At 60.0% G+C, this 22,436-nt stretch carries 19 protein-coding genes; 6 read left to right on the top strand and 13 right to left on the bottom strand.

Going from position 1 to position 22,436, the window contains the following annotated elements:
• Positions 1–9 precede the first annotated feature (9 nt).
• Positions 10–405, top strand: coding sequence for a BlaI/MecI/CopY family transcriptional regulator (locus tag ACERZ8_RS02070; protein ID WP_407590459.1), 396 nt, complete (start codon positions 10–12; stop codon positions 403–405).
• Positions 392–1,534 (top strand): M56 family metallopeptidase, encoded by a 1,143-nt coding sequence (locus ACERZ8_RS02065; protein ID WP_407590458.1) that lies wholly within the window; start codon positions 392–394, stop codon positions 1,532–1,534. The genes ACERZ8_RS02070 and ACERZ8_RS02065 overlap by 14 nt, the downstream gene beginning before the upstream one ends.
• A gap of 27 nt (positions 1,535–1,561) precedes the next feature.
• Here the strand turns inward: ACERZ8_RS02065 and ACERZ8_RS02060 are convergent, their stop codons facing one another.
• The 5 genes from ACERZ8_RS02060 to cuyA all read right to left on the bottom strand — a co-directional run bounded on the left by ACERZ8_RS02060 (position 1,562) and on the right by cuyA (position 6,952).
• On the bottom strand, positions 1,562–2,284 hold the full coding sequence (locus ACERZ8_RS02060; RefSeq protein WP_407590456.1) for an alpha/beta fold hydrolase: 723 nt from the start codon (positions 2,282–2,284) through the stop codon (positions 1,562–1,564).
• Positions 2,281–3,822 (bottom strand): ABC transporter permease subunit, encoded by a 1,542-nt coding sequence (locus ACERZ8_RS02055; RefSeq protein ID WP_407590455.1) that lies wholly within the window; start codon positions 3,820–3,822, stop codon positions 2,281–2,283. The genes ACERZ8_RS02060 and ACERZ8_RS02055 overlap by 4 nt, the downstream gene beginning before the upstream one ends.
• Positions 3,819–4,874 (bottom strand): quaternary amine ABC transporter ATP-binding protein, encoded by a 1,056-nt coding sequence (locus ACERZ8_RS02050; protein WP_407590454.1) that lies wholly within the window; start codon positions 4,872–4,874, stop codon positions 3,819–3,821. The genes ACERZ8_RS02055 and ACERZ8_RS02050 overlap by 4 nt, the downstream gene beginning before the upstream one ends.
• Positions 4,875–4,947: 73 nt before the next feature.
• Complete coding sequence (locus ACERZ8_RS02045) at positions 4,948–5,907, bottom strand: ABC transporter substrate-binding protein (RefSeq protein ID WP_407590453.1); 960 nt, start codon at positions 5,905–5,907, stop codon at positions 4,948–4,950.
• A 34-nt stretch (positions 5,908–5,941) separates the two neighbouring features.
• Entirely contained in the window at positions 5,942–6,952 is a 1,011-nt protein-coding gene (gene cuyA / locus ACERZ8_RS02040; RefSeq protein ID WP_455771657.1) for a D-cysteate sulfo-lyase, read from the bottom strand.
• A gap of 164 nt (positions 6,953–7,116) precedes the next feature.
• Here cuyA and ACERZ8_RS02035 point away from each other — a divergent pair, with 164 nt between their 5' ends.
• A complete protein-coding gene (locus ACERZ8_RS02035) occupies positions 7,117–8,022 on the top strand; it encodes a LysR family transcriptional regulator (protein WP_407590451.1) in 906 nt (301 codons plus the stop codon).
• A gap of 44 nt (positions 8,023–8,066) precedes the next feature.
• Here the strand turns inward: ACERZ8_RS02035 and ACERZ8_RS02030 are convergent, their stop codons facing one another.
• The 7 genes from ACERZ8_RS02030 to acs form a co-directional block, all read right to left on the bottom strand.
• Positions 8,067–9,479, bottom strand: coding sequence for a 3'-5' exonuclease (locus ACERZ8_RS02030; protein WP_407590450.1), 1,413 nt, complete (start codon positions 9,477–9,479; stop codon positions 8,067–8,069).
• Between the two features lies 1 nt (position 9,480).
• Positions 9,481–9,999, bottom strand: a complete 519-nt coding sequence (locus ACERZ8_RS02025) for a hypothetical protein (RefSeq protein WP_407590449.1) — start codon at positions 9,997–9,999, stop codon at positions 9,481–9,483.
• Positions 10,000–10,003: 4 nt separating this feature from the next.
• Positions 10,004–11,824, bottom strand: a complete 1,821-nt coding sequence (locus ACERZ8_RS02020) for a DUF294 nucleotidyltransferase-like domain-containing protein (RefSeq protein ID WP_407590448.1) — start codon at positions 11,822–11,824, stop codon at positions 10,004–10,006.
• 99 nt (positions 11,825–11,923) lie between these two features.
• The gene (locus tag ACERZ8_RS02015; protein ID WP_407590447.1) at positions 11,924–13,708 is read right to left on the bottom strand and encodes a sodium:solute symporter family protein; all 1,785 of its coding nucleotides are present in this window, start codon (positions 13,706–13,708) and stop codon (positions 11,924–11,926) included.
• A gap of 4 nt (positions 13,709–13,712) precedes the next feature.
• Entirely contained in the window at positions 13,713–13,973 is a 261-nt protein-coding gene (locus tag ACERZ8_RS02010) for a DUF4212 domain-containing protein (RefSeq protein WP_407590446.1), read from the bottom strand.
• 57 nt (positions 13,974–14,030) lie between these two features.
• A complete protein-coding gene (locus tag ACERZ8_RS02005) occupies positions 14,031–14,717 on the bottom strand; it encodes an adenylate kinase (protein ID WP_407590445.1) in 687 nt (228 codons plus the stop codon).
• Entirely contained in the window at positions 14,717–16,687 is a 1,971-nt protein-coding gene (acs, locus tag ACERZ8_RS02000; protein ID WP_407590444.1) for an acetate--CoA ligase, read from the bottom strand. Before acs ends, ACERZ8_RS02005 begins: the two co-directional genes overlap by 1 nt.
• A 491-nt stretch (positions 16,688–17,178) precedes the next feature.
• Here acs and ACERZ8_RS01995 point away from each other — a divergent pair, with 491 nt between their 5' ends.
• The 3 genes from ACERZ8_RS01995 to ACERZ8_RS01985 are packed head-to-tail and all read left to right on the top strand — an operon-like array spanning position 17,179 to position 21,503.
• Positions 17,179–18,333, top strand: a complete 1,155-nt coding sequence (locus ACERZ8_RS01995) for an efflux RND transporter periplasmic adaptor subunit (protein ID WP_407590443.1) — start codon at positions 17,179–17,181, stop codon at positions 18,331–18,333.
• Between the two features lie 3 nt (positions 18,334–18,336).
• Entirely contained in the window at positions 18,337–20,238 is a 1,902-nt protein-coding gene (locus ACERZ8_RS01990; RefSeq protein ID WP_407590442.1) for an efflux RND transporter permease subunit, read from the top strand.
• Positions 20,196–21,503, top strand: coding sequence for an efflux RND transporter permease subunit (locus ACERZ8_RS01985; protein WP_407590441.1), 1,308 nt, complete (start codon positions 20,196–20,198; stop codon positions 21,501–21,503). Before ACERZ8_RS01990 ends, ACERZ8_RS01985 begins: the two co-directional genes overlap by 43 nt.
• A gap of 49 nt (positions 21,504–21,552) precedes the next feature.
• Here the strand turns inward: ACERZ8_RS01985 and ACERZ8_RS01980 are convergent, their stop codons facing one another.
• On the bottom strand, positions 21,553–22,434 hold the full coding sequence (locus tag ACERZ8_RS01980; RefSeq protein WP_407590440.1) for a bile acid:sodium symporter family protein: 882 nt from the start codon (positions 22,432–22,434) through the stop codon (positions 21,553–21,555).
• Positions 22,435–22,436 lie beyond the last annotated feature (2 nt).

Below are 22,436 nucleotides of genomic sequence, written 5' to 3'. Positions count from 1 at the left end.
GACGGAATGGTGATGAAAAAGAAGAAAAGTGAGTTACTGACGGAGGTCGAACTGGAGTTCATGAATGAGCTCTGGGCTTTGGGCGAAGGAACCGTGCGCGACGTGCTGAACAATCTGCCGGACGCGCGCAACCTGGCCTACACTTCCGGCGCCACCATCCTGCGCATCCTAGAACAGAAAGCATTCGTGACCAGCCGGAAATCCGGCAAGCGCCATATCTACACACCGACGCTGGCCAAGGATGCTTATCAGTCGCGCTCGCTCAAGGATCTGTCGATGAAGCTGTTTGACGACACGCCTGCATCCCTTGTGGCGCGTCTGGTGAACGACGATGAATTGACCGAAGAAGCATTGGGGCAAATCCGGGCACTTGTGGATCGGAGGTTGAAAAATGATAGCGGGTGAAGCTCTGCTCGATGCGTTCATTAACGCCAATATCCTGTTTGGCGTGGCATTTGTTCTGTGGTTCCTTGTCCGGGCCGTCATGTGCCGCGTTGGTCTCAGACACGCCTACGGCACCCAGCTTTGGCTTTTGAATGCAGTTTTCCTTGCCATCATATGCGCGCCCTTTCTGGTGGCGGGGTTCAATGCGCTTCAAGGATCCGGCGTTGCAAAAGGCGTGAACGTCAATCTGTCGGACATGGTTGTGTCCTACTACCTCAATGGCGGTCTCGACATGAAAGCGTCGGATTTCGAGGGGCTGATCCTGATGCGGGATACCTTCATTCTGAACGTCATGAACGCGGACGGGATCGTCGCCAAAGCGGCCATTGCAACCTTCCTGGTGGGTGTCACCTTGGGTTTTGTGCGCCTGTGTTATTCGATCTTCTGCCTGTGGCGCATCGTGACAGACAGCTATGACATCCGCCGCATCGGTCGCGTGCGCATCCGTGTGTCCGACAGGGTTCGCGTGCCGTTCTCGACCCGTGGATTTCGCAACTACTTTGTTGTCATTCCCTCGCACATGCTCGGAATGCGGCACGATATGAAAGTGTCCTTGGCGCATGAATTTCAGCATATCCGCCAAGGTGATCTTGAGTGGGAAGTGCTGCTGGAGGCGCTGAAACCGTTCTTTTTCCTCAACCCCGCCTATCACGCGTGGAAGCGGCAGGTCGAACATCTGCGCGAGTTGAGTTGTGACAGTCAGGTGATGTCGAACGGACGCATCGACGTGCAGGAATACTGCGAAACCCTGTTGTCCGTATGCCAGCAGACTTTGCGCCGGGACCGTGCGTTCCTGCTCGCGGTGCCAAAGGTCACGCTGGTCACTGCGGATCGCACACCGCTGAAAGTCGGCAAGAGCCTGCTTGAACGCCGCATACTCTCCGTTCTGGATGCGCGGCGTTTGCGCCATGAAAAGCTGGTGTTCGTTGCGGCGGCCATTCCGCTGATCGCGGCTGTGGCCTTCACCTCGGTGGCGATCCAGCGGCCCGGAGACTGGAGTCAGGACCGCCTGATGCTGTCCACGGTTGTCAACCTTGATCGGCTGGACGAAATCAATCGGCTGTCCACGTTCGGGCGCGTCCGGAACTGAGACTGCCTGCCAACCTTGGGCGCTGGATCAACGTGTCAGGAAATCGCGCAGGATCGCGTTGAACATGTCGCTCTTTTCCAAGTGGACGGCGTGCGCACAGCCCGGAACCACGGCAAGGCTGGCCTGTCGGATGGCCGTCCATAACATGTAGGTTTGTGCCCACGCATAGGTGCGGTCGCGGTCCCCCCAGATCACCAGCGTCTCTGCCGCGATATCGGAAAGTGCGTCAGTGCCTGACCACGCCTCCATCGCATCCAGTCCTGCGAGGATCGCTTCAATACCGGCCTGTTCGGCAATTTCCGCGCAAGGTGCAAAACCGGTGGCTTGCTCATTTTCCAGAAACCATGTCGCCGCAATCCGGCGCGCTGTCGCCGCGGGCCCGTCGGCCAGCGCGCGCGCCGTGCTTTGGGCGATGGTTTCGAACCGACCGGGCAGCACACCGACTGCACCGGTTGCATAAAGGATCAGGCTGTCGATGCGGTCCGCTTCCTTGCGCACCATATCCTGCACGATCATGCCGCCCATGGAATGGCCCAGCAGGTGATAGCGCTCGATGCCTTGGGCGCGAAGATGTGCGATGACCCAATCGGCAAAACCGCCAATGGAGTTGATCGCCGGCATGTGAGCATTCGCCCCGAACCCCGGCAGGTCCACGGTCACAACGTCGAACGCATCCGACAAAGCGGCGCGCTGATCTTCCCATTGCGCACTTCCGCCCATGAACCCATGGACCATGACAAGGGTGCTCACTTGCGTTGTCCCTGCACGATCCGGTCAAGGATCATGGCGCAGAACAGGATCGCAAACCCGGCAAGAATGCCCTGACCGACATTGGCGTATTGCAGGGCTTCCAGCACATCCTCGCCCAGACCCTTGGCCCCGATCAGCGAGGCGACGACAACCATGGCCAGTGACAGCATGATGGTCTGGTTGATCCCCGCGCGGATTGAGGGGCTGGCAAGCGGCAAATCCACCTTGGTCAGCAGGTACCATTTGTTGGCCCCGAAACTGATCGCAGCCTCGCGCACGCTTTCCGGCACGCCGCGCAGACCCAGCACCGTCAAGCGCACGACGGGGGTTCCGCCGAAAATCATCGTGGTCACGACCGCGGCGGGTTTCCCGGTGCCAAAGAAGGCGATGACCGGGATCATGAACACGAACGCGGGCATCGTCTGCATGAAGTCCATGATTGGCTGGATCGCGGCATAGAACCGCGGCCGCCGCGCGGCGAACATACCCAGCGGAATGCCAATGATGATCGACAGGCACGCTGCAGTGCCTAACAAGGCCAGCGTTGTCATCGCCTTTTCCCAAAAGCCCAAGAGGCCCATGTAGGAGAGGAACGCCCCGGAATAGATCGCCATGCGCACGCCCGCTGTCAGCCATGTAAGCAGCACGATCAGGGCGGCAATCACGATCCACGGCGTGCTGACAAAGACCAGCTCCAGCGCGTCCAGCATCAGCCGGATGCCATAGGTGATCCCGTCAAACAGCGCCTCACCGTTCAAAACGGCCCAGTTAAAGAACGCCTCGACTCCGTCGATGCTGGTCAGGCGGATATCAGGATCAGTCGGAAAGTTGCTCAGCAATTCATAGCGACCCGGAAAGCTGTAATGCAGCATCGCAACCGCCACCATCAGCACCATGAAAACCGCGCTGAACACGATCTGCGGCACGGGCATGCCTGACCGGATAGAGCGGTCAGACAACCAGTCCGAAAACCTCGATTCCAGCGCCCAGTTTGCGACAAGCGACTGGGCCAGCTTGGCCAGCAACAGGATGGCAAGGCCGGTTAGTGCGATGGTCGGGCCGGTTTCGGCCAGCGCCTCTGCCTCGGCGCGGATTCCGCCTATGTTGGCCTCAAGCCCGTCTACGGCGCGCTGAAAGGCGTCCACCCGGTCCGAGCCGGATTCAATCGCTGCAGCCAGTTGCTGGCGGCGCAGTTCGAGCGTCCCTTCGATGGAGGCGATGCGTGCCATCGCGTCCGCTGCAAGATCGCCGAACAGTCCGCGCGCGATCTGGACAAACGCGATGGCTTCGATCACGAGGAAGGGCAGCGCCCAAGACCAAAGGCCACGTGCACCGAACCAGATCGGACCGAACAGACCCGCCATCGCGTTGAACGTCGCGGTAAACCGTGCCGACGCGCCGACCTTGTCGAAATTGGCGATGTAGTAGTCAGGGCTGGTGCGCACGAAGGTGCGGATGTTGTCCTTGCGCTCTTGCGCATAGGCCAGCGCCGCGTCGCTTTCAGTGTCTTCGAGCGGGTTGAAGTCATCGTCTCTCATGACATTTCCGTCCCTTCCACGACTGTGCGCAACAGATCGGCGCGCGTGATCACGCCCACATCATCGCCGCCTGCGGCCACGAGAATCGGGTTGTTGTCATCTATGGCCAAGTTGATCAGCGTGCTGAGTGTTTCGGTGTCGCCCACCCGGGGCGCATCGGCGGGCAATGGCCCGTGATCGGCGATGAACGCATCAAGGGGCTGCATCACCGCCTTGGCGTGCACAACTTTGAGCCGCGAAATTCCGGCGACAAAATCGGCGACGTAATCGTCTGCGGGGTTCATCACGATGTCTTCGGCCGTGCCGATCTGCACCATCTTGCCGTCGCGCATGATGGCAATGCGGTCCCCGATGCGCACGGCCTCGTCCAGATCGTGGGTGATAAAAACCGTGGTCTTCTTCAGGATTTTCGACAGGCGAATGAATTCGTCCTGCAACTGGCGGCGGATCAAGGGATCAAGCGCGGAAAATGGTTCGTCCATCAGCAGCACGTCAGGGTTTGCGGCCAGCGCGCGGGCCAGACCGACGCGTTGTTGCATCCCGCCCGACAGTTCATGGGCGAATTTCGCACCCCACGCGCCCAATTCGACGATATCGAGGATGGCGGCCGCCTGCCGCATCCGCTCATTCTTGGCTACTTGCCGGATTTCCAACGGCATCGCCACGTTGTCCAGCACCGAGCGGTGCGGCATCAGAGCAAAGTTCTGAAACACCATGCCGATCTTCTGGTTGCGAAAGCTTTGCAGATCTTTGGGCCCAAGGGCCATCACATCCGTGCCCTCGATCTCGATCTTGCCTGCGGTAGGTTCCAACAGCCGATTGAAGTGGCGCACGAGCGTGGATTTGCCGCTGCCCGACAGCCCCATGATGCAGAAAATCTCGCCCCGGTTCACCGACAGGCTGACATCTGCCACGCCAACGACCGAGTTGAATTCGTCCAGCACCTGCGCCTTGTTCAGCCCACGGTCGCGGATCGCCTGCAGGGCGGCCTCGGGCTTGGCGCCGAAGATCTTCCAGACGTTGGAGATTTCAATGACTGTATCCTGGCTCATTTTGCTGCGCGCGCCTGTGTGGTGAGTGGGCTGCACCGACATCAGCCGGTGCAGCGAGAGGTGTTGTTGACGCTCAGAGTCCCAGCATCGCGTCAACACGGTCCGAATTTGCCTCGACCCAGGCCGCTGCGGCATCCGCAGGTTCGACCCCGTTCGCGCTGATTTCAAACGCAAGTCCGCTGACATCGTCGGCAGTCAGGGCAAAGTTCGCGAAAAAGTCGGCGATGGCAGGCGAACGCTCAACAAGCGAATTGGACCACGCGATCTGCACTTCCTTCAGGGCATCCTTGGTGGCGACACTGGATTTTTCGTACCAGTCCGCGTCATCGGAGGGTTGCACCATCACGTATTTGGCCGGATCAAAAGTCGGTTCGGTCAGCATTTCGACGTCGAACATGAACCAGACCGCGTGGGGCTTGTAGCAATAGAAGGCATAGCCTTCGCCCTTGGCGATGGAGTCCTTGATGCGCGCTGTCTTGACGCTTTCTTCGGCGCGGATCGGCTCGATGAAGTCGAGCAGGCCATAGTCACGCGTCTTGACCTCGTTCACGTTGGCAGAGGCCCAGCCGGGTGCGCCAATCCACATTTCGCCCTTGCCATTGCCGTCGCTGTCCATCAACGCGGCGACGTCAGGACGGCCCAGATCGGCAATGTCCGTGATGTCGTTCGCATCCGCAAAATCCTTGGACACGCAGAAACCCTGGTTACCCTCGTAGGGGTTGGACGACAGTGTGACGGTGCCTTTGCCGTCGACATATTCCTTGGTGAAACTTTCCTGGTTCGGCAGCCAGACATCGGGGTGCACATCGATGTCACCCTTGCCCTGGTCCATCGCCTGAAAAATCGTAGCATTGTTGCCGGGCACATATTCGACGGTGCCGCCGATGCGGGTGGTGACGACTTCGCCAAGAACATAGGCAATCGCCTGCGCCCCCGTCCACGAGGGCACACCGATCTTGACCTCTTCGGCAAAGGCCGGGGCGCTGATCGCGGCCAGTATCGCCGCGCTGATAAGGGTTTTGGTCGTTTTCATATCTTGGTCTCCATGTTGATTTCGGGTCTTTTTTTTACGAGGTGTAGCCGGGCAATCCGAAGGTGTCGGAATAGCCGAACAAGGCCGCGCTGCCGCCTGTGTGCAAGAAGACGACATTTTCCATGCCGTCGAAATATCCAGTTTTGACCTGATCGATGAGTCCATCCAACCCCTTGCCGGAGTAGACAGGATCAAACAGCAGGCCTTCGGTCTGGGCGAGCAGTTTCGTGGCGGCGATCATGCCATCGGTGGGGATGCCGTAGCCCGCACCGACATAGTTGCAGTTGGCACGCACGCCGTCGCGGGCAATTTCGACCCCGGTGCCCATGTGGGCTGCCGTCTTGACGGCCAGATCGAACACCATCCCCTCTTGTTTTTCCTGAGGGGCGCGCACGCCAATCCCAAGTAGGTGGATATCGCTGTGCAGTGCGGCAAGCCCGGCAACAAGCCCCGCCTGCGTGCCCGAACTGCCGGTGGCATGGACCAGCGCGTCAATCTTCAAGCCAGCATCTGCCGCCTGATCCGCCAATTCGCGCGCCGCGTTCACATAGCCAAGGGCGCCGATAGGGTTCGACCCGCCACCGGGAATGACGTAAGGAGACCGTCCTTCTGCGCGCAGCTTTTCGGCCAGCACCTCCATCTCTTGCGCCATGTCCGTGCCACCGGCGCGTTTGGACACAGTCGCCCCGTGCAACTGGTCGAGCAGCACGTTCCCGTTCATGATATAGTTCGGATCGTTTGACCCGGTTCTGTCCTCAAGGAGGATGTGGCAGGCCATGCCCAGTTTGGCGGCTGCCGCTGCTGTCTGGCGGGCATGGTTTGATTGCGTCGCGCCTTGGGTGATGATCGTATCTGCGCCGTTCTGCACGGCATCCGCCATGAGGAATTCCAGCTTGCGGGTCTTGTTGCCACCGGTCGACAGGCCGGTGCAGTCGTCGCGTTTGACCCACAGGCGGGGGCCACCGAGGATTTCGCTCAGCCGATCCATCGGCTCCAGCGGTGTCGGAAAGTGGCCAAGGCTGACTCTTGGAAATGTGGCAAGCACGGCGGCGAGATCGGCGGCCTTGTCCGTTTGTGCCGTGTCGGCCTGTGTGATGATTTGATCTGTATGTGCCACGTGGCGCGTCCCTTCCCAAACAGTTAACGCAGGTTTGCTGGTGTCGAACGTGAAAAACAGTGCTTTTTGCTATGGCTGCCCATACAGATTGTATGAGCAAGCGGAGTATCGCGATGGATATGCAATGGCTGGACGATGTTCTTGCCCTCTTGGAAGAGGGAAACATGACACGCGCTGCGGCACGGCGAAACATAACGCAGCCTGCGTTTTCAAGGCGAATCCGCAGCTTTGAGGACTGGTTGGGCACGTCTGTCATTGAGCGCAAAACCAACCGGATCGACATCAGCCCGTCGCTTGTGTCCAACGAAGTCGAGATCCGCGCGCTTGTTTCGCGCCTGACGGAGTTGCGCACAAAAATTGCGCATCATGATGCGACAGCATCCACAATTGCGATTTCGGCGCAGCATGGGCCAGTATCATCAACCCTGCCGGACATGGTGTTGCGGGCAAAGACCGCCTTTCCCCGAATCCAGTTCCGAATCCGTCCCGGCAATCTGGATGACTGCGCGACCATGTTCCTGCGCGGCGATACCAGCATGTTGCTGTGCTACGAGGCGGAAGGCTCCGCGCCTTTGCAATTCGGCGGCGGTGTTTTGCGAGGCAGGTGGGGCAACGATTATCTGGTGCCGGTAGTTGGCGGCGCCCTGCGCCTTGCGATGGATGATGGTGGAGACGTGCCAATTGATACGCCTGCGATTGTCTACCCGGACACCAGTTCGTTCGGTGCGCTGTTGCGCCAACGCGAACGCCCTTTTGGAACGCAAACCTTCAGCGCAAATCCGGTGTGCGAAACCGCATTCTCAAGTGGTGTGCGCGAGTTGATCCTGAAGGGCCTTGGCATTGGCTGGTTGCCGTTCAGCATGGTGCACCGCGAAATCGAAAGCGGCGAACTGACATCGCTTGCGTCCAGCTTGGGGAAGGAACCGCTCGAAGTTGCGGTTTATGCGGATACGAGGCAGGAACCGGCGGCGGCGTTGCTGGCGCTTTGGACGGAGTGACATCTGGCCCCTGCGCTATGTTCACACGATCCAAGCCGCATCCGTCACTCGTTCAGATCGCGCAGCAAGCGGCTGTGCTTGCGGGTTTCCTCGATCAATTGACCAAATGTGTGCATGCCTTTGCCCTCGACAAGTGGCAGCAATCTGACAAGCGCCTCGGCAGTGGCCTGCGCATCGCCAAGGGCGGTGTGCCGCAGATCGCTTGGGATGCTGATGCCAAGCCGTTCGCACAGCGCGTCAAGCGAGTGGTCTTCTGTCGTGCCGAACACAACGGCTGACAACAGCACCGTGTCCAGAACGGGATGGGTCCAAGCGACACCCATATCCGTTTCGTGTTTGCGCAACAGGCCAATATCGAACGGCGCATTATGCGCAACCAGCACTGCATCGCGCGCAAATTGGTGAAAGGCGCGCCCAACCTCTGCGATGCTCGGCGCATCAGCGACATCCGCGTCTGTGACATGATGGACATTTGTGGAGGCAGGCGGGATCGCTCGGCCGGGGTTCACGTATGTGTCCATGACTTCGCCATCGACAATCCGCCCGTTCAGGACACGCACGGCCCCCAGTTGCACGACGGCATCCTTTTCAACGGACAGCCCCGTGGTTTCTGTGTCGAAGGGCACGAAGCACAGCTCAGACAGCGGCGTGTCAGTGATGTGCTTGGTCTCGGCCGCATTCATGAGGTCGAAATCAAAGACCAGCGGGCGCGATTCAATTGCCGTTGTCTGCGCGGGCGAGACATCAATGCAGATCATGTGGCCGTCATCGCCCAAGGGCTTCAGTCTTGCGGTAAACGCCTGTGTGCGGGCGACATCATGCAAGGTGAAAGGCACTTCTTTCGTTGTGTCGGACAACTGCTTGATCGCCGCGTGCAGTTCGGCCAGATCGAAATAGTCGCCCAGCGGAGCCTTGAGCCGGGGTGGCGCGATCTGTGACAGGACATCTGCCGCCTGTGTGTCATAGAGAACGATTTCCTGCGCGGGATTGAGCAGGATCGTGGCGATCGGGATTTGACTTAGCAACGCGGTCAGTTGATCGCTTTGAGCCCTGAGGCGTTGCGTTTCGCGTGCGACCTTCGCGGCAGTATCGATGACGGAGGCATTGGCGGTTTCACTCAGCGCGCTGGCGGCCGGGGCAAGGTCACCAAGGTAGCGAGCGGCCTCGGCATCAAATTCCGCATCGACCCCGGAATGCGCGTGCAGGCGCAGGGCGGCGGACAGCCTGTTGATCGGTTTGGCCACGTTTTCATCAAAAAGCAGCCAGACCGTCACCGCCAACCCGGTGTTGAGAAAGGCAAAGAGGACAAAGGCGGTCACAAATGGACCCGTGGGCAAGGTTTGGTCCGCACGTGACCAGCCAAACATCAGCGCTGCCGCTGCCAGCCCCGCGCCCCCGACGGCCAAAAGGCAGAAGAAAAGGAAGATGCGGAAACGCAGGGACAGGCCGGTGAACATGTCAGGTCTCGCACACCAGCGTCAGCATCGGATCACCTGTGGGCATCGCCTCCCAATCCGCATTTGTGACGGTGCCGTCGTCGCCGAAATCTGCCCCGTCGATCAGCAATGCAGACCGCGCACCGGCACAGTCAAACAGCATCGGGGCCTGATTGACCGGCGACCAGCGGCCAAAGAAATAGACATCTGCCAGCCGTTGATCAGGCAGGTTGGCATTGGTGCGCGCGGTGGCTTTGTCCACGGCGGCAAAGCGTTTGGTATAGGGCCAGATCTGGGTCCAGGGCCGCAGCCAGCTTTGTTCCTCTACGGTGGTTGCGATTTCGACCCCTTCGGGCAGGCGTTCGGCGGTCCGCCCAAACCACGTGTATTCGTTGGAGATCGTCATACCGATCATGCCCAGCCCTGCGGCCACCGGCATGACCCATTTGGGCAACCGCCGGCCCGTCACTGTGTTGAGCAACATGGCAACGCCTGCGCAGGCGATCCCGGCGAAAACCGTGGCGATAAGTTCTACGAACATAAGGTCATCCTAACGCGCTTTTACCTGATCCCACAGCGGATTGCATCGTTTTGACCACAACGAAGGCATCGCGCAAATGACTTCGATCAAAGTCCGACAGCGTTGCGGGGTCGAGGTAGTTGTCGGGTTTTTGGCCCGCCTTGATCTGGTTGGCCTGATGTTCAAGCCGCGTCGTTGCGATCAGGTCGTAGGCATCCAGCAAATCGGCCCCGCCGGATGGGGACAAAACGCTCGCCGCGATTGCCGCTTCCAACCGGGCACGGGTGTTGGCGGGGGTCAATTGCCCCTGCAGCGTATAGATGCGGCCCAGATCGACCACGGGCACAACCCCGTTGTGTTTCAGATCGATCTGGTTGCGATGTTCGCCCGACCGGATTGTGGCCAGCCCGCGCAAAAGGCCCAGTGGTGGCTGATGCTTGAGCGCGTTGGCGATCATGTGCGCGGTGAAGATTGAGTTTTTCGCCGCCATTCGCAGGGTTTCGGTCTGCAGATCGTCAAACAGGGCGGTGTCCCCACCGATGGGCCTCAGATCGAACATAACCGACGCTAGCATCTGCGCTTCAGGATTGGGCTTGGCGATCCATCCTTTGAAGTAGTCCTGCCAGACGTGCAGGGGTTGGCACCAGCGCGGGTTGGTCGCCATCATATCGCCGGGGCAATAGAAATAGCCGCAGGCATCTAGCCCGTCGCTCACGAATTTCGCCAAGGCGGCGAAATAGGGCATGTCGGCGGCGCTGACGGTGTCGGGCAGGATCAGGCAGTTGTCCTGATCGGAGACGCCCGTTTGCTCTTGCCGCCCCTGGGAGCCACAGGCGAGCCACAGATAGGGCACGGGCGGCGACCCCAACGCGGCCTCAGCCAGTGTCAGAAGCCTTCGCGTGGCCGTGTCGGCGATGTCGGTGATCAACCGTGTGATCACCTCGTGCCGATTGCCTGTCTCGACCAGTTGCAACAGCAGTTGCGGAATGTCAGCCGTGACCTGCGCCATGGCGCTTGCATCTTTCGCCTTGGCCACGCGGCCCACAAGGTCGGCTGACGACATCGCCAGCGCGCGCGTCAGGTCGGTTTGCGTGACGATCCCGACAAGCCTTGCCCCCTCGACGATTGGAACATGCCCGATGCCACGCTCCATCATCAGGTGCAGGACATCGGTGACCAGCGCGGACGGGCCAAGCGTCAACGGATCGCCCGTCATCACAGCAGAAACGGGCCCTGCCGGGTCAGCCCCTTTGGCCACCACTCGCCCGTTGATGTCGCGCACGGTGACAATGCCGCGAAAGCCATCATGGTCCGTAACGCAGATCGAAGAGATGCGCGCCGCGTGCATCTGCCCCGCCGCTTCGCGAATGGGCGTGTCGGGCGTGCAGGTCATCGGATCACGGGTCATCAACCGGGCCACCGAAAGGGTTGCAAGATCACGCGCTGTAGACCGGGGCGGGCGGCGACGGTCAAAGAACCTGGCCACAGCCGCATGGGCTTCGATCAATGCAAGCAGCGTCTTGGCCGGGATGGCAATCAGCGTCGCATCCAAAGTCACGGTTGCGGTGCGCTTGATCGTGTCGTTGCGCAGGATGGCACGTTCACCAAACGAATTGCGCGGGCCCAGAATTGAAAGTTGGACGCCTGTCTCGTCGGTGATCTCGATCTCGCCGCGCGCAATGACAAACAGGGTTTGGGCCGCATCGCCGACGGTAAAGACCGAGTCGCCGGTCGCGAATGTCTGCTCGGAACACAAGTTGGCAAGGGCCGTCAGATCAGCCTCGGCCAGAGCGTCGTAGGGATGCACAGAAGCAAGGAACTGGGTCAGCGGGGCCGAAAGGGACATGTACCGGGCCTCTTTGAGAGGGACATCCTGCCCACGCAGGGTGCGCGGGCAGGATAAGGAAGTTAAGGGGATACCGCAGCGCTGCGGTATCCGATCAGCTTAGTGGCCTTCGACCGCCACACCGGCACCTCGTGGCACCCGGACACTTTCGACCAGATCCTTGATCTCCTGCGGGGTCTCCTTGGTCATGCCGGACACAAGGAAGGCGACCCCAAAGTTCACCATCGCCCCGATGGCACCGAAGGATGTGGACTTGATCGGCCCAAGCAACGGATCGGCATCGGTGAAGGAGTTGGTGTCAGGGATAAAGAACCAGCCCTTGTGCAGGAAGATGTAGAGCAGGGTGACAACCAGACCGGCCAACATGCCCGCAACCGCGCCCACGTTGTTGATGCGGGTCGAAAAGATGCCCATCATCAGCGCCGGAAAGATTGAGGCCGCCGCAAGTCCGAAGGCCAGAGCCACAGTTTGCGCCGCAAAGCCCGGTGGATTGAGCCCCAAAAGGACCGCAACCACAATGGCTGCTGCCATCGAGATACGGGCTGCCAGCAACTCGCTCTTTTCCGACATGTTCGGCGTCAGTTGCCCTTTCAACAAGTCATGGCTGACCGCTGAGGAGATTGCCAGCAACAGACCCGCCGCCGTGGACAGAGCCGCCGCGAGGCCGCCTGCCGCGACAAGGCCGATCACCCAGCCGGGAAGCGACGCGATCTCGGGGTTGGCGAGCACGAGGATGTCACGGTTGAAGTTGGTCAACTCATTGCCTTCCCACCCGTTCTCCGCTGCCTTGGCTTGCAGATCGGCATTGGCGTCGTTGTAGTACTGGATTTTGCCGTCGCCGTTCTTGTCTTCCCAACCCAGAAGGCCGGTTTTTTGCCACGTCGCCATCCATGCGTATTCCGGATCGCTTTCGATCTGCTCAACGCTAACCGCTTCGCCGTCTGTGCCATTGGGCCACATCAGCTCAGAGATGTTGAGGCGCGCCATCGCACCAACCGCAGGGGCCGTGAGATACAGCAGCGCGATGAACACCAGCGTCCAGCCTGCAGACCAGCGGGCGTCCGACACTTTGGGAACGGTAAAGAAGCGCATGATCACGTGGGGCAGGCCCGCGGTGCCGATCATCAGGGACAGGGTGAATAGCACCATGTTGATGGTCGATCCATGCGCAGCGGTATATTCAGCAAAGCCGAGGTCGGTGACGATCTGGTTCAGCTTGGCCAGCAGCGGCTCGCCGCTTTCGGTGTTGCCAAACAGACCCAGGGCCGGGATCGGATTGCCCGTCAGTTGCAGCGAGATGAAGACCGCCGGGATCGTGTAGGCGGTGATCAGCACGCAGTATTGCGCGACCTGAGTGTAGGTCACCCCCTTCATGCCGCCAAAAACGGCATAGGCAAAGACCACACAGGCGCCGATGAGAAGACCCCAGAAGGCGTCGATCTCAAGGAAGCGGCCAAAGGCGATACCCACGCCCTGCATCTGGCCGATCACGTAAGTGATAGAGGCCACCAGCAGACAGATCACCGCCACCATGCGCGCGGTCTTGGAATAGAAGCGGTCGCCAATGAACTCCGACACCGTGAACTTGCCGAACTTGCGCAGGTAAGGGGCCAGCAGCAGGGCCAGCAGCACATAGCCACCGGTCCAGCCCATTAGGAAGGACGAATTGTCATAGCCCGTAAAGGCGATGAGGCCCGCCATCGAAATGAAGGACGCGGCAGACATCCAGTCAGCAGCGGTCGCCATGCCGTTGGTGACAGGGTGTACGCCGCGTCCGGCTGCATAGAATTCAGATGTAGACCCCGCACGAGCCCAGATCGCGATGCCGATGTAGAGCGCAAAGGACGCGCCCACAAACAACAGGTTAAGTGTAAACTGATCCATGATTTTATTCCTCGTCCACGCCGTGTTGCTGGTCGAGCTTGTTCATCCGCCACGCATAAAAGAAGATCAGGATCAGAAAGACGATGATCGACCCTTGCTGTGCGAACCAAAAGCCCAGGTCGGTGCCACCCACGGCGATGCCCGACAAGAGCGGGCGCAGGATGATCCCGAACCCGAATGAGACCAGCGCCCATATGGCGAGGCTGATCAGGATGAGACGCACATTGGCGGACCAATAGGCGTTGTTTTCGTTGTCTTGGGACATGGATATGCTCCTCCTTCGATTGGCCCCGTCAGGGTGGGGCCGGCCTCCCAAAAGGCGTTATGCCGTGGCGCGGCGCACAACGGCGTTGAGTGCGGTGGCGACGTCATTGATCGCCCCCATCGCGGGGACGTGGGAAACCGCCCCTTTGGTCTGGTAGTAGTCAATCAGCGGTGCGGTCTGGGCGTGATAGGCCTCAAGCCGTTGCGCCACCGTTTCTGCGGTGTCATCGGCCCTGCGTTTCATGTCCGTCGCGCCGCAGTGATCGCAGGTGCCCGCCTTTGCGGTTGGCTTGAAGGTGTCGTGATACCCCTCGCCGCATCCCCCGCAGGTGAACCTGCCCGAGATCCGTTCGACCATGGCCGCATCTTCCACTGCAAGGCTGATGGCGGCGTTGATGCGCTGGCCTGTCTGGCGCAGCAGCGCATCCAGCGCCTCAGCCTGAACAATTGTGCGAGGGAAACCGTCAAGGATCACGCCGCGTGCGCAGTCAGGTTCGCCCAGACGGTCGCGCAGAATTGCGATGACGATCTCGTCGCTGACCAGATCGCCTGCCTCCATCACCGCCTTGGCCTGTTTGCCCGCATCTGTCCCGGCTGCCACAGCGGCGCGCAAGAGATCGCCGGTGGACAGCTGGGTCAGCCCGTGCGTCTCTTCCAGCATCCGGGCCTGCGTGCCTTTGCCGGCACCAGGCGGGCCAAGCAGTATCAGAACCGGCGCGGCTGTCATGGTGTCGGTGCCGTTCATCATCCCTCTCCCCGGTTCATGCGGTTTTCAATCAGATCATCCACCACGGACGGATCGGCCAAGGTCGACGTGTCGCCAAGTGCTCCGAAATCGTCCTCCGCAATCTTGCGCAGGATGCGACGCATGATCTTGCCGGACCGTGTTTTTGGCAGGCCCGGCGCCCACTGGATCAGGTCAGGTTTGGCGATGGGGCCGATTTCCGTGCGTACCCATTTTTCCAGTTCTTTGCGCAGCTCGTCCGAAGGCTCCTGACCGTTCATCAGTGTGACGTAGGCATAGATACCTTGCCCCTTTACGTCGTGGGGGTACCCGACCACGGCGCTTTCCGCGACTTTGGGGTGAGCGACCAGCGCGCTTTCGACTTCGGCGGTGCCCATGCGGTGGCCCGAGACGTTGATCACGTCATCGACGCGGCCCGTGATCCAGTAATCGCCATCTGCGTCCCGGCGGCAGCCATCACCCGAAAAGTAGTAGCCTTTGTAATCCGAGAAGTAGGTCTTTTCGAACCGTTCATGATCACCCCAGACAGTGCGCATCTGACCGGGCCAACTGTCGGCAATGCACAGCACACCCTCGACATCATTGCCGTCGATGATCTGACCGCTTGTGGGTTCCAGAACGACCGGCTGCACCCCAAAGAACGGCTGTTGCGCCGCACCCGGCTTCAGCTTGGTGCAAGGCAGCGGGGTCAGCATGTGGCCCCCGGTTTCAGTCTGCCAGAACGTGTCGACGATCGGGCATTTGCCCTTGCCGACAACCTCGTTGTACCAGTTCCAGGCCTCGGGGTTGATCGGTTCGCCGACTGATCCCAGAACGCGCAAGTCAGACAAGTCGTGCTTTTCCACCCAATCGTTGCCCGCCCCCATGAGGGCGCGAATGGCCGTGGGCGCGGTATAGAACTGGTTGACCTTGTGCTTTGCGCAGACGTCCCAGAAACGGCCCGCATCGGGATAGGTTGGTACGCCCTCGAACATGATCGTGGTCCCGCCATTGGCGAGGGGGCCATACACGATATAGCTGTGCCCGGTGACCCAGCCCACGTCTGCCGTGCACCAGAAGATATCACCGTCATGGTAGTCAAAAACGATCTCGTGGGTCATCGCGGCGTAAACCAGATAGCCGCCCGTTGTGTGCACCACGCCCTTGGGCTGGCCGGTCGAGCCGGAGGTGTAGAGGATGAACAGCGGGTCTTCGGCGGCCATTTCGACCGCAGGGCAGTCGGCGGATGCCTCTGCCATCAGCGCGTTGCAGTCATAGTCGCGGTCCGTCCACGTTGTCTGACCACCGGTGCGTTTCACAACGAGGCATTTCACGTCATCCTTGCAGTGTAACAGCGCTGTGTCGGTGTTTGATTTCAGCGGCGTTTCTCGTCCGCCTCGGGGTGCGTGATCTGCGGTGATGACAATTTTGGCGTCACAACCATTGATCCGCGCCCCGAGAGCGTCCGGGGAGAAACCGGCAAATACGATGGAATGAATCGCCCCGATCCGGGTGCAGGCCAGCATGGCATAGGCCGCCTCGGGGATCATGGGCAGGTAGATGATGACGCGATCGCCCTTTTCCACACCAAGGTCGCGCAGCACATTTGCCATTTTGCTGACAGAGCGATGCAACTGGGCGTAGGTGATGTGCCGGGCGTCTTCGGTTCTGGGGTCATCTGGTTCCCAGATGATGGCGGTCTGGTCGGCACGGTCGGCCAGGTGGCGGTCAATGCAGTTTGCGGACACGTTCAACGTGCCGTCTTCGAACCAGCGGATGTCGATATTGTCCGGTTCAAAGGACGTATTCTTGACCTTGGTGAATGGTTTCATCCAGTCAACGCGCTGACCCTGTTCGGCCCAGAACGCGTCCGGATCATTTAAGGAAGCGGCGTACATTGAGCTATAATCGGCGGCGGAAACATGGGGCGTTGGGCCGGGCTTTGTCGGTGTCGGCGCATCAATGGGTTTGATCAAATCCGTGGATTGCATGGGCGTCCTCCTAACGCTGCGCCGACTGATCCGTCTGATCGATGGACGTGGGGCGCTTGCAGTAGGAAAATACACAGATTTGTCAGATTTTGTTCAATATACAGATTTTAAACACATTTCTTGTAAAGTTTTTCGCCGAAAACTATGTCAATATGATAACAAGTTTTCAGGCGACAGTTTCTGTCAATGTTTTCCGGCAGGTAGGTTAACGGGAAAGAGCCCCTGGGCATACATCGGCATACAATTGTATACGGGTTCTCGCGTTCTTTGATCTCGCCAAGCCTGCGGCAAATTGTCAAAGCGCGCTGTCTACGCTGATGTTTGCGCGAATCGTGACTGGTTTTGGGAAACGCAGGACTGATCGAGGTGTGCGTGTTTGCTGAGCTCCAAAATGCCCGCAAAATTGGGGCTGGGCTTGCCGAGCGAATATCAATCCAATGCGGGCTCGGGCACGTAAACCTTGCAAGCTACATGTTTATGGGGAACGCCGCATGCGCCGTCGCATTCTTACACAGGCCTTTCTGCTGGCGATCTTCCTTCCGGTATCTGCAATTGCTCAGGGCCGCGCGGCGGCGGTGCAAACGGATGTCGTCGAAATGCGCGAGATGACCGAGACGGTCACAGTCTTTGGCCAGATCGTCGCCGTGCGCGAAAGTGCCGTTGCCACGCGGGTGGGCGGCGTGGTGAATGCAGTTCCAATACAGGTGGGCTCAGTTGTTTCGGAAGGCGAAGAGCTTGCCGCGATGGACACCGCAAGGCTGGGCATTGAACTGGCAAGCGCGCAAGCTGAACTGGCAATTGCCAATGCCGGTTTCGAGGTCGCCGAGGCGCAGGCCGAGCGGGCAGAAAAGGCACTTGAGCGGGCGCGGGAGTTGACAGTCAACGCGTCGATCTCGGGCGCGCAGTTGGACGACAGGACAAGTGCCGTGGCAGAGGCGCAAGGCGGGATCGCGCAGGCCCGCGCCCGTATTGCAGCCGCCGAAAACGATATCGAACTGGCGCAATACAACCTGCGCAATGCCACTGTGCGCGCGCCTTTCGATGGGATCGTGCTGAGTGTGAATACGCAACCCGGACAGTTTGCAGCCTCGGGCAGCACGGTTGCCACCTTGCTCGACATCGGCACGATGGAGGTGGAGGCCAATGTGCCGTCGCGCTTTATCCACGCTTTGCAAACCGGCGGCGAAGTCCGGGGTGAGAATGATGCGGGCACGACGTTGACCCTGACCTTGCGCGCCGTATTGCCGACCGAGTTTTCGGAGACCAGAACGCGTCCAGTTCGCTTTTCGCTGGAAGGGATCGACCCGTCGTTCGCCATCGGCCAGCCCGTAACGCTGGATGTGCCGATTGGGGCCTCGCGCGCCGTGCTTGTCGTGCCCAAGGACGCGCTGGTGCAAGGGCAGGGCGGCTGGACCGCTTTTGTGAACGAAGACGGCAAAGCTACGCCCCGGACAGTCAGCATCGGTGCCGCCATTGGTGACACATTCGAGGTGATCGACGGGCTTGCAGCCGGCGACGAAGTTGTCGTGCGCGGCAATGAAAGACTGCGCCCGGGGCAGGACATCGCGCCTGCACCAAGTGCGGATCAGCCGTCAGATGGGAACGCACAGTCTAGCAGCGACAGCTCCAGCGCGGAAAAGGGCTAGCCCATGAACCCGATCCGCATCGCGATTGAGCGTCCCATCGCCGTTGTGGCCCTCGTCGTGATGGCCGTCTTGTTCGGGGCCCTGGCCCTGACCCGCATCCCCGTCCAGCTTGCCCCGGATGTCCGCAAACCGATTGTTGTTGTCGAAACCGTTTGGCCCGGTGCTGCCCCAGCAGAAGTTGAGCGCGAAATCGTGATCCCGCAGGAAGACGCGTTTCGCGGTCTTGAGGGGCTTGAGCGCATGACCAGCCGGTCGCGGACGGGCGAAGCCTCCGTTACGCTGGAATTTGCGGTTGGTGCGGATATGGGCGACGTTCTGTTGCTGGTCTCCAACCGGTTGGACCGCGTGGGCGGATACCCCGAAGAGGCTGGTGAGCCGACGATGAACACGTCCGGCTCGGATGACAGTCCGATTGCATGGGTGATGGTGCGCGCAGGTGAGGGCAATACCCGGCCCTTGCCCGAATACGGCGACTTTCTGGAAGACGAAGTGAAGGAACGGCTTGAGCGGATTGACGGTGTGTCTGCCGTGAATGTCTTTGGTGGTGTTTCGCGCGAATTGCAGATCATCATCAAGCCCGAGGAACTCGCACGTTTCAACCTGACGATCCCTGCCGTGGTCTCCAGCCTGCGCACCGAGAACATCAGCGTGTCAGCGGGCGTGATCGACGAAGGAAAGCGGCGCTATGTGGTACGCGCCGAGGGGCGGTTGAACACCATCCAGGCCATTCAGGACGTGGTGTTGCGCAGCGAAGGGCAGGGCAGCGCGGGCATTCTGGGGCGGGTGCACGTGTCTGATGTGGCCGACGTCGCCTTTGCCTACAAAGAGAACACGTCGCAATTGCGTTTCCGGGGTGAACAGGCCCTTGCGTTCAATATTATTCGCGAACAGGGCGCGAATGTCATTTCGACGATGGAAGAAATCAAGGCGGTCATCGAAGAACTTGATGCAGGCCCGATTGCCCGTGAAAATCTAGTTCTGGAACAGGTCTACGACGAGACGATCTATATCGAGGGCGCGATTGATCTGGTTGTCCAGAACATCTGGATTGGCGGGTTGCTGGCGGCGGTTGTCCTTCTGCTGTTCTTGCGCAGCCCGCGTGCGACGCTTGTGATCAGTCTGGCCATCCCGGTTTCCATTGTGGCGACCTTTGTGGCGATGGCCGCAACGGGGCGCACCCTGAACGTGATTTCGCTTGCGGGCATCGCCTTTGCCATCGGGATGATCGTGGATGCGGCCATTGTCGTGCTGGAAAACATCTACCGCCTGCGCGAACATGGCATGAACCGGCGCGATGCGGCCTATCACGGGGCAAGGCAGGTGTGGGGGGCCATCCTTGTGTCGGCGCTGACGACGGTCATGGTGTTCATCCCGATCCTCGTGATGGAGTTGGAGGCCGGACAATTGTTCCGCGATATTGCCGTTGCCATTTCGGTTTCGGTGATGTTGTCGCTGCTTGTCGCGGTCACCGTCATTCCCGCACTGTCCAGCCGCCTGCTGGCCAGTGGAGAATCCAAGACGCTGCGCCTGCCCGTCGTGGACCACGTCGCGGGCGCGTTCCATTGGCTGGTGATGAAATACGTCAAGCTGACGGTGCGCTTTCGCCTGCTGGGTCTGCTGGTCGTCTCCGGGATCACGGCCGGGGCTGCCCTGGCTGCCATCACCTTCCTGCCCAAACTGGAATACCTGCCCGAAGGCAATCGCAACCTCGTGTTCGGGCTGATCATCCCGCCGCCGGGTTACAATCTTGAAACGACAGAGACGATTGCCCAAAGGATCGAAAACGTAGCGCGCCCCTTGTGGGAAGCCGCGCCTGAGGCGCAGACCGATGATGGCACACCGACATTGGAAAGCTTCTTTTCGTGGCTACGCCGGGCAATAGTTTTGTCGGGGCCGCAGCAGTGAACGGAGAACGCGTCGCCGAAGTCATTCCGATCCTGTCCCGCCCTATCTTTGCAGAACCGGGCACGTTCGGCTTCATGACCCAGCCATCGCTGTTCGGGCGCGGCGTCGGGGGTGGGCGCACCATCGAACTCAATGTGTCGGGCAATGAACTGGAAGACATCCTGAGCGTTGCCGGACGCGCCGCTGGCAGTATCTCGCAGCTTTTCCCGCGCTCCGAAGGACACCAGTTCAGGCCGATCCCCGGGCTTGAACTTGGTGCGCCAGAGGTACGCCTGATCCCGAACCGTTTGCGTCTGGCCGATGCCGGGCTGACAACGCAGGCACTCGCCTCGACCATCGACGCCTATAATGACGGCATCCGGGTGGCTGAAATCAACGTCGGCAATCGCCGGATTGATCTGACCCTGAAAGGTGATGAGACTGTACAATCGGCCTTGCGCACACAGGACATCGGATCGTTCCCGGTTGTGACGCCGTCGGGGCAGATCGTGCCTGCCTCGGAACTTGCCGAAGTACGCGTGACCGCCGGGCCGACCGAAATCCGGCACCTTGAACGGCTGCGCACCGTGACGCTGGAGGTGCGCCCGTCAGATGCGCTGCCGCTGGAGGCCGCGGTCGAGATCTTGCAAAACGATGTGATCGAACAGCTCGAGGCGCAGGGTCTGCCACCGGGCGTTCGCCTGTCCGTGTCAGGCACGGCAGATCAGTTGTCGCAGACGTGGAGCGCGATCCAGATCAATCTGATCGTCGCGCTGCTGATCGTGTTCCTTGTGATGGCCATACTGTTTGAAAGTTTCGTTTTGCCCCTCGTGGTCCTGATCTCGGTGCCTGTTGCTGCTGCCGGGGGTGTCGGGGGGCTGGCGGTGCTCAACATGGTGGGCACGCAACCGCTCGATATGCTCACGCTTCTGGGTTTTGTCATTCTGGTCGGGATCGTGGTGAACAACGCGATCCTGATCGTGCACCAATCGCTCTATCACCTGCGCGAAGAAGACATGTCAGCGGTGGATGCGATCGAGGAAGCCACGCGCAACCGCATCCGGCCCATTTTCATGTCCACGCTGACTTCGGTTTGCGGGATGCTGCCACTGGTGATCTTTCCCGGTGCGGGTTCCGAGCTTTACCGTGGCCTTGGGGCAGTTGTGGTTGGCGGGCTGTCGATGTCCGCCTTTCTGACTTTGTTGACTGTTCCGCCACTGCTGCGGCTGGTTCTGTCCACTGCGCCCAGTGCTGCCAAAACGGCAGAGCCGGTTGCGGCGGAGTGATCCCGACCACGGATGACGACGGGATCACATCGCTGGGGACGCCAAAACCCTACAATAGCCCGTCGGGCATCTTTTGCTCGGCCGCCGTATTGGCGCGCCGGAACACAAGCGTCACGAGGCTGGCGGTGATCACGATGAAAAGCGAATAAAGCGCAGGCACGGCCATATAGCTTTGCGCTTCATCCCCGCTGAAGGTGAAGGCGATGATGGCAATCGCCAACGGACCGTTCTGGATGCCTGTTTCCATGCCGACAGTCCGGGCATTGCGCGGATGCAGACGCAGGGCGCGGGCAAAGGCATAGCCGATGGCAATCCCGAACAGCCCCAGCCCAATCGCCGCGACATATGTCGCCGGGGTCGTGGTCACCAGAAACTGCCAGTTGCGCGGCACCCAACTGAGCAGCAGGAACATGATGAAGAAGAGCGCGAGGGCAGAGCCCAGAAATTCGGTCACGGCGCCCACATTGGCATTCGCCTTGCGCAGGATCATACCGATGGCCACGGGCACAAGCAGCAGAACAAGAGTGGCGATGATGTTTTCGCGCGGTATCTGCAGATCAAGGGCGGCGGCATAAAGCACCAGTATGATGGGGATCAAGATCACGCCAAACACGGTCGATGTGACTGTCATCAAAACCGACAGCGCCAGATTGCCCTTGGAGAAATAGGTAAAGATGTTGGATGTCGTGCCACCCGGCATGCACGACATGACCAGAACACCGACAGCGACCGCTGATGGCAGCGGCAGCAATGTGATCAGCATGAAGCCGATGAAGGGCATGAAGCCATATTGGCTGATCACCCCGATTGCCAGTCCCTGTGGGCGTTTCAGTGCAAGGTAAAAGTCGCGGGGTGTCAGCGATGCGCCCATTCCCAGCATGATCACAAAGATCATCAGCGCCAGAATGGCCTGTTCAAATGCTCCGACCATGG

The sequence above is a fragment of the Tateyamaria armeniaca genome (genome assembly GCF_045797845.1).
In the GTDB taxonomy this organism is placed as follows: domain Bacteria; phylum Pseudomonadota; class Alphaproteobacteria; order Rhodobacterales; family Rhodobacteraceae; genus Tateyamaria; species Tateyamaria armeniaca.
The sequence above is the reverse complement of the archived record's forward strand: the minus strand, read 5'-3'. Positions and strand labels throughout refer to the sequence as shown.

What these genes read in the sequence shown, in the direction of transcription:
- ACERZ8_RS02030 (WP_407590450.1), bottom strand. Translation starts at nt 9,479, where the DNA reads ATGTTCACCGGCCTGTCCCTGCGTTTCCGCATCTTCCTTTTCTTCTGC.
- ACERZ8_RS01980 (WP_407590440.1), bottom strand. Translation starts at nt 22,434, where the DNA reads ATGGTCGGAGCATTTGAACAGGCCATTCTGGCGCTGATGATCTTTGTG.
- acs (WP_407590444.1), bottom strand. Translation starts at nt 16,687, where the DNA reads ATGCAATCCACGGATTTGATCAAACCCATTGATGCGCCGACACCGACA.
- ACERZ8_RS02025 (WP_407590449.1), bottom strand. Translation starts at nt 9,999, where the DNA reads ATGTTCGTAGAACTTATCGCCACGGTTTTCGCCGGGATCGCCTGCGCA.
- ACERZ8_RS01990 (WP_407590442.1), top strand. Translation starts at nt 18,337, where the DNA reads ATGAACCCGATCCGCATCGCGATTGAGCGTCCCATCGCCGTTGTGGCC.
- ACERZ8_RS02010 (WP_407590446.1), bottom strand. Translation starts at nt 13,973, where the DNA reads ATGTCCCAAGACAACGAAAACAACGCCTATTGGTCCGCCAATGTGCGT.
- ACERZ8_RS02055 (WP_407590455.1), bottom strand. Translation starts at nt 3,822, where the DNA reads ATGAGAGACGATGACTTCAACCCGCTCGAAGACACTGAAAGCGACGCG.
- ACERZ8_RS02020 (WP_407590448.1), bottom strand. Translation starts at nt 11,824, where the DNA reads ATGTCCCTTTCGGCCCCGCTGACCCAGTTCCTTGCTTCTGTGCATCCC.
- ACERZ8_RS02005 (WP_407590445.1), bottom strand. Translation starts at nt 14,717, where the DNA reads ATGAACGGCACCGACACCATGACAGCCGCGCCGGTTCTGATACTGCTT.
- ACERZ8_RS02035 (WP_407590451.1), top strand. Translation starts at nt 7,117, where the DNA reads ATGAGCAAGCGGAGTATCGCGATGGATATGCAATGGCTGGACGATGTT.
- ACERZ8_RS01995 (WP_407590443.1), top strand. Translation starts at nt 17,179, where the DNA reads ATGCGCCGTCGCATTCTTACACAGGCCTTTCTGCTGGCGATCTTCCTT.
- ACERZ8_RS02045 (WP_407590453.1), bottom strand. Translation starts at nt 5,907, where the DNA reads ATGAAAACGACCAAAACCCTTATCAGCGCGGCGATACTGGCCGCGATC.
- ACERZ8_RS02065 (WP_407590458.1), top strand. Translation starts at nt 392, where the DNA reads ATGATAGCGGGTGAAGCTCTGCTCGATGCGTTCATTAACGCCAATATC.
- ACERZ8_RS02015 (WP_407590447.1), bottom strand. Translation starts at nt 13,708, where the DNA reads ATGGATCAGTTTACACTTAACCTGTTGTTTGTGGGCGCGTCCTTTGCG.
- ACERZ8_RS02050 (WP_407590454.1), bottom strand. Translation starts at nt 4,874, where the DNA reads ATGAGCCAGGATACAGTCATTGAAATCTCCAACGTCTGGAAGATCTTC.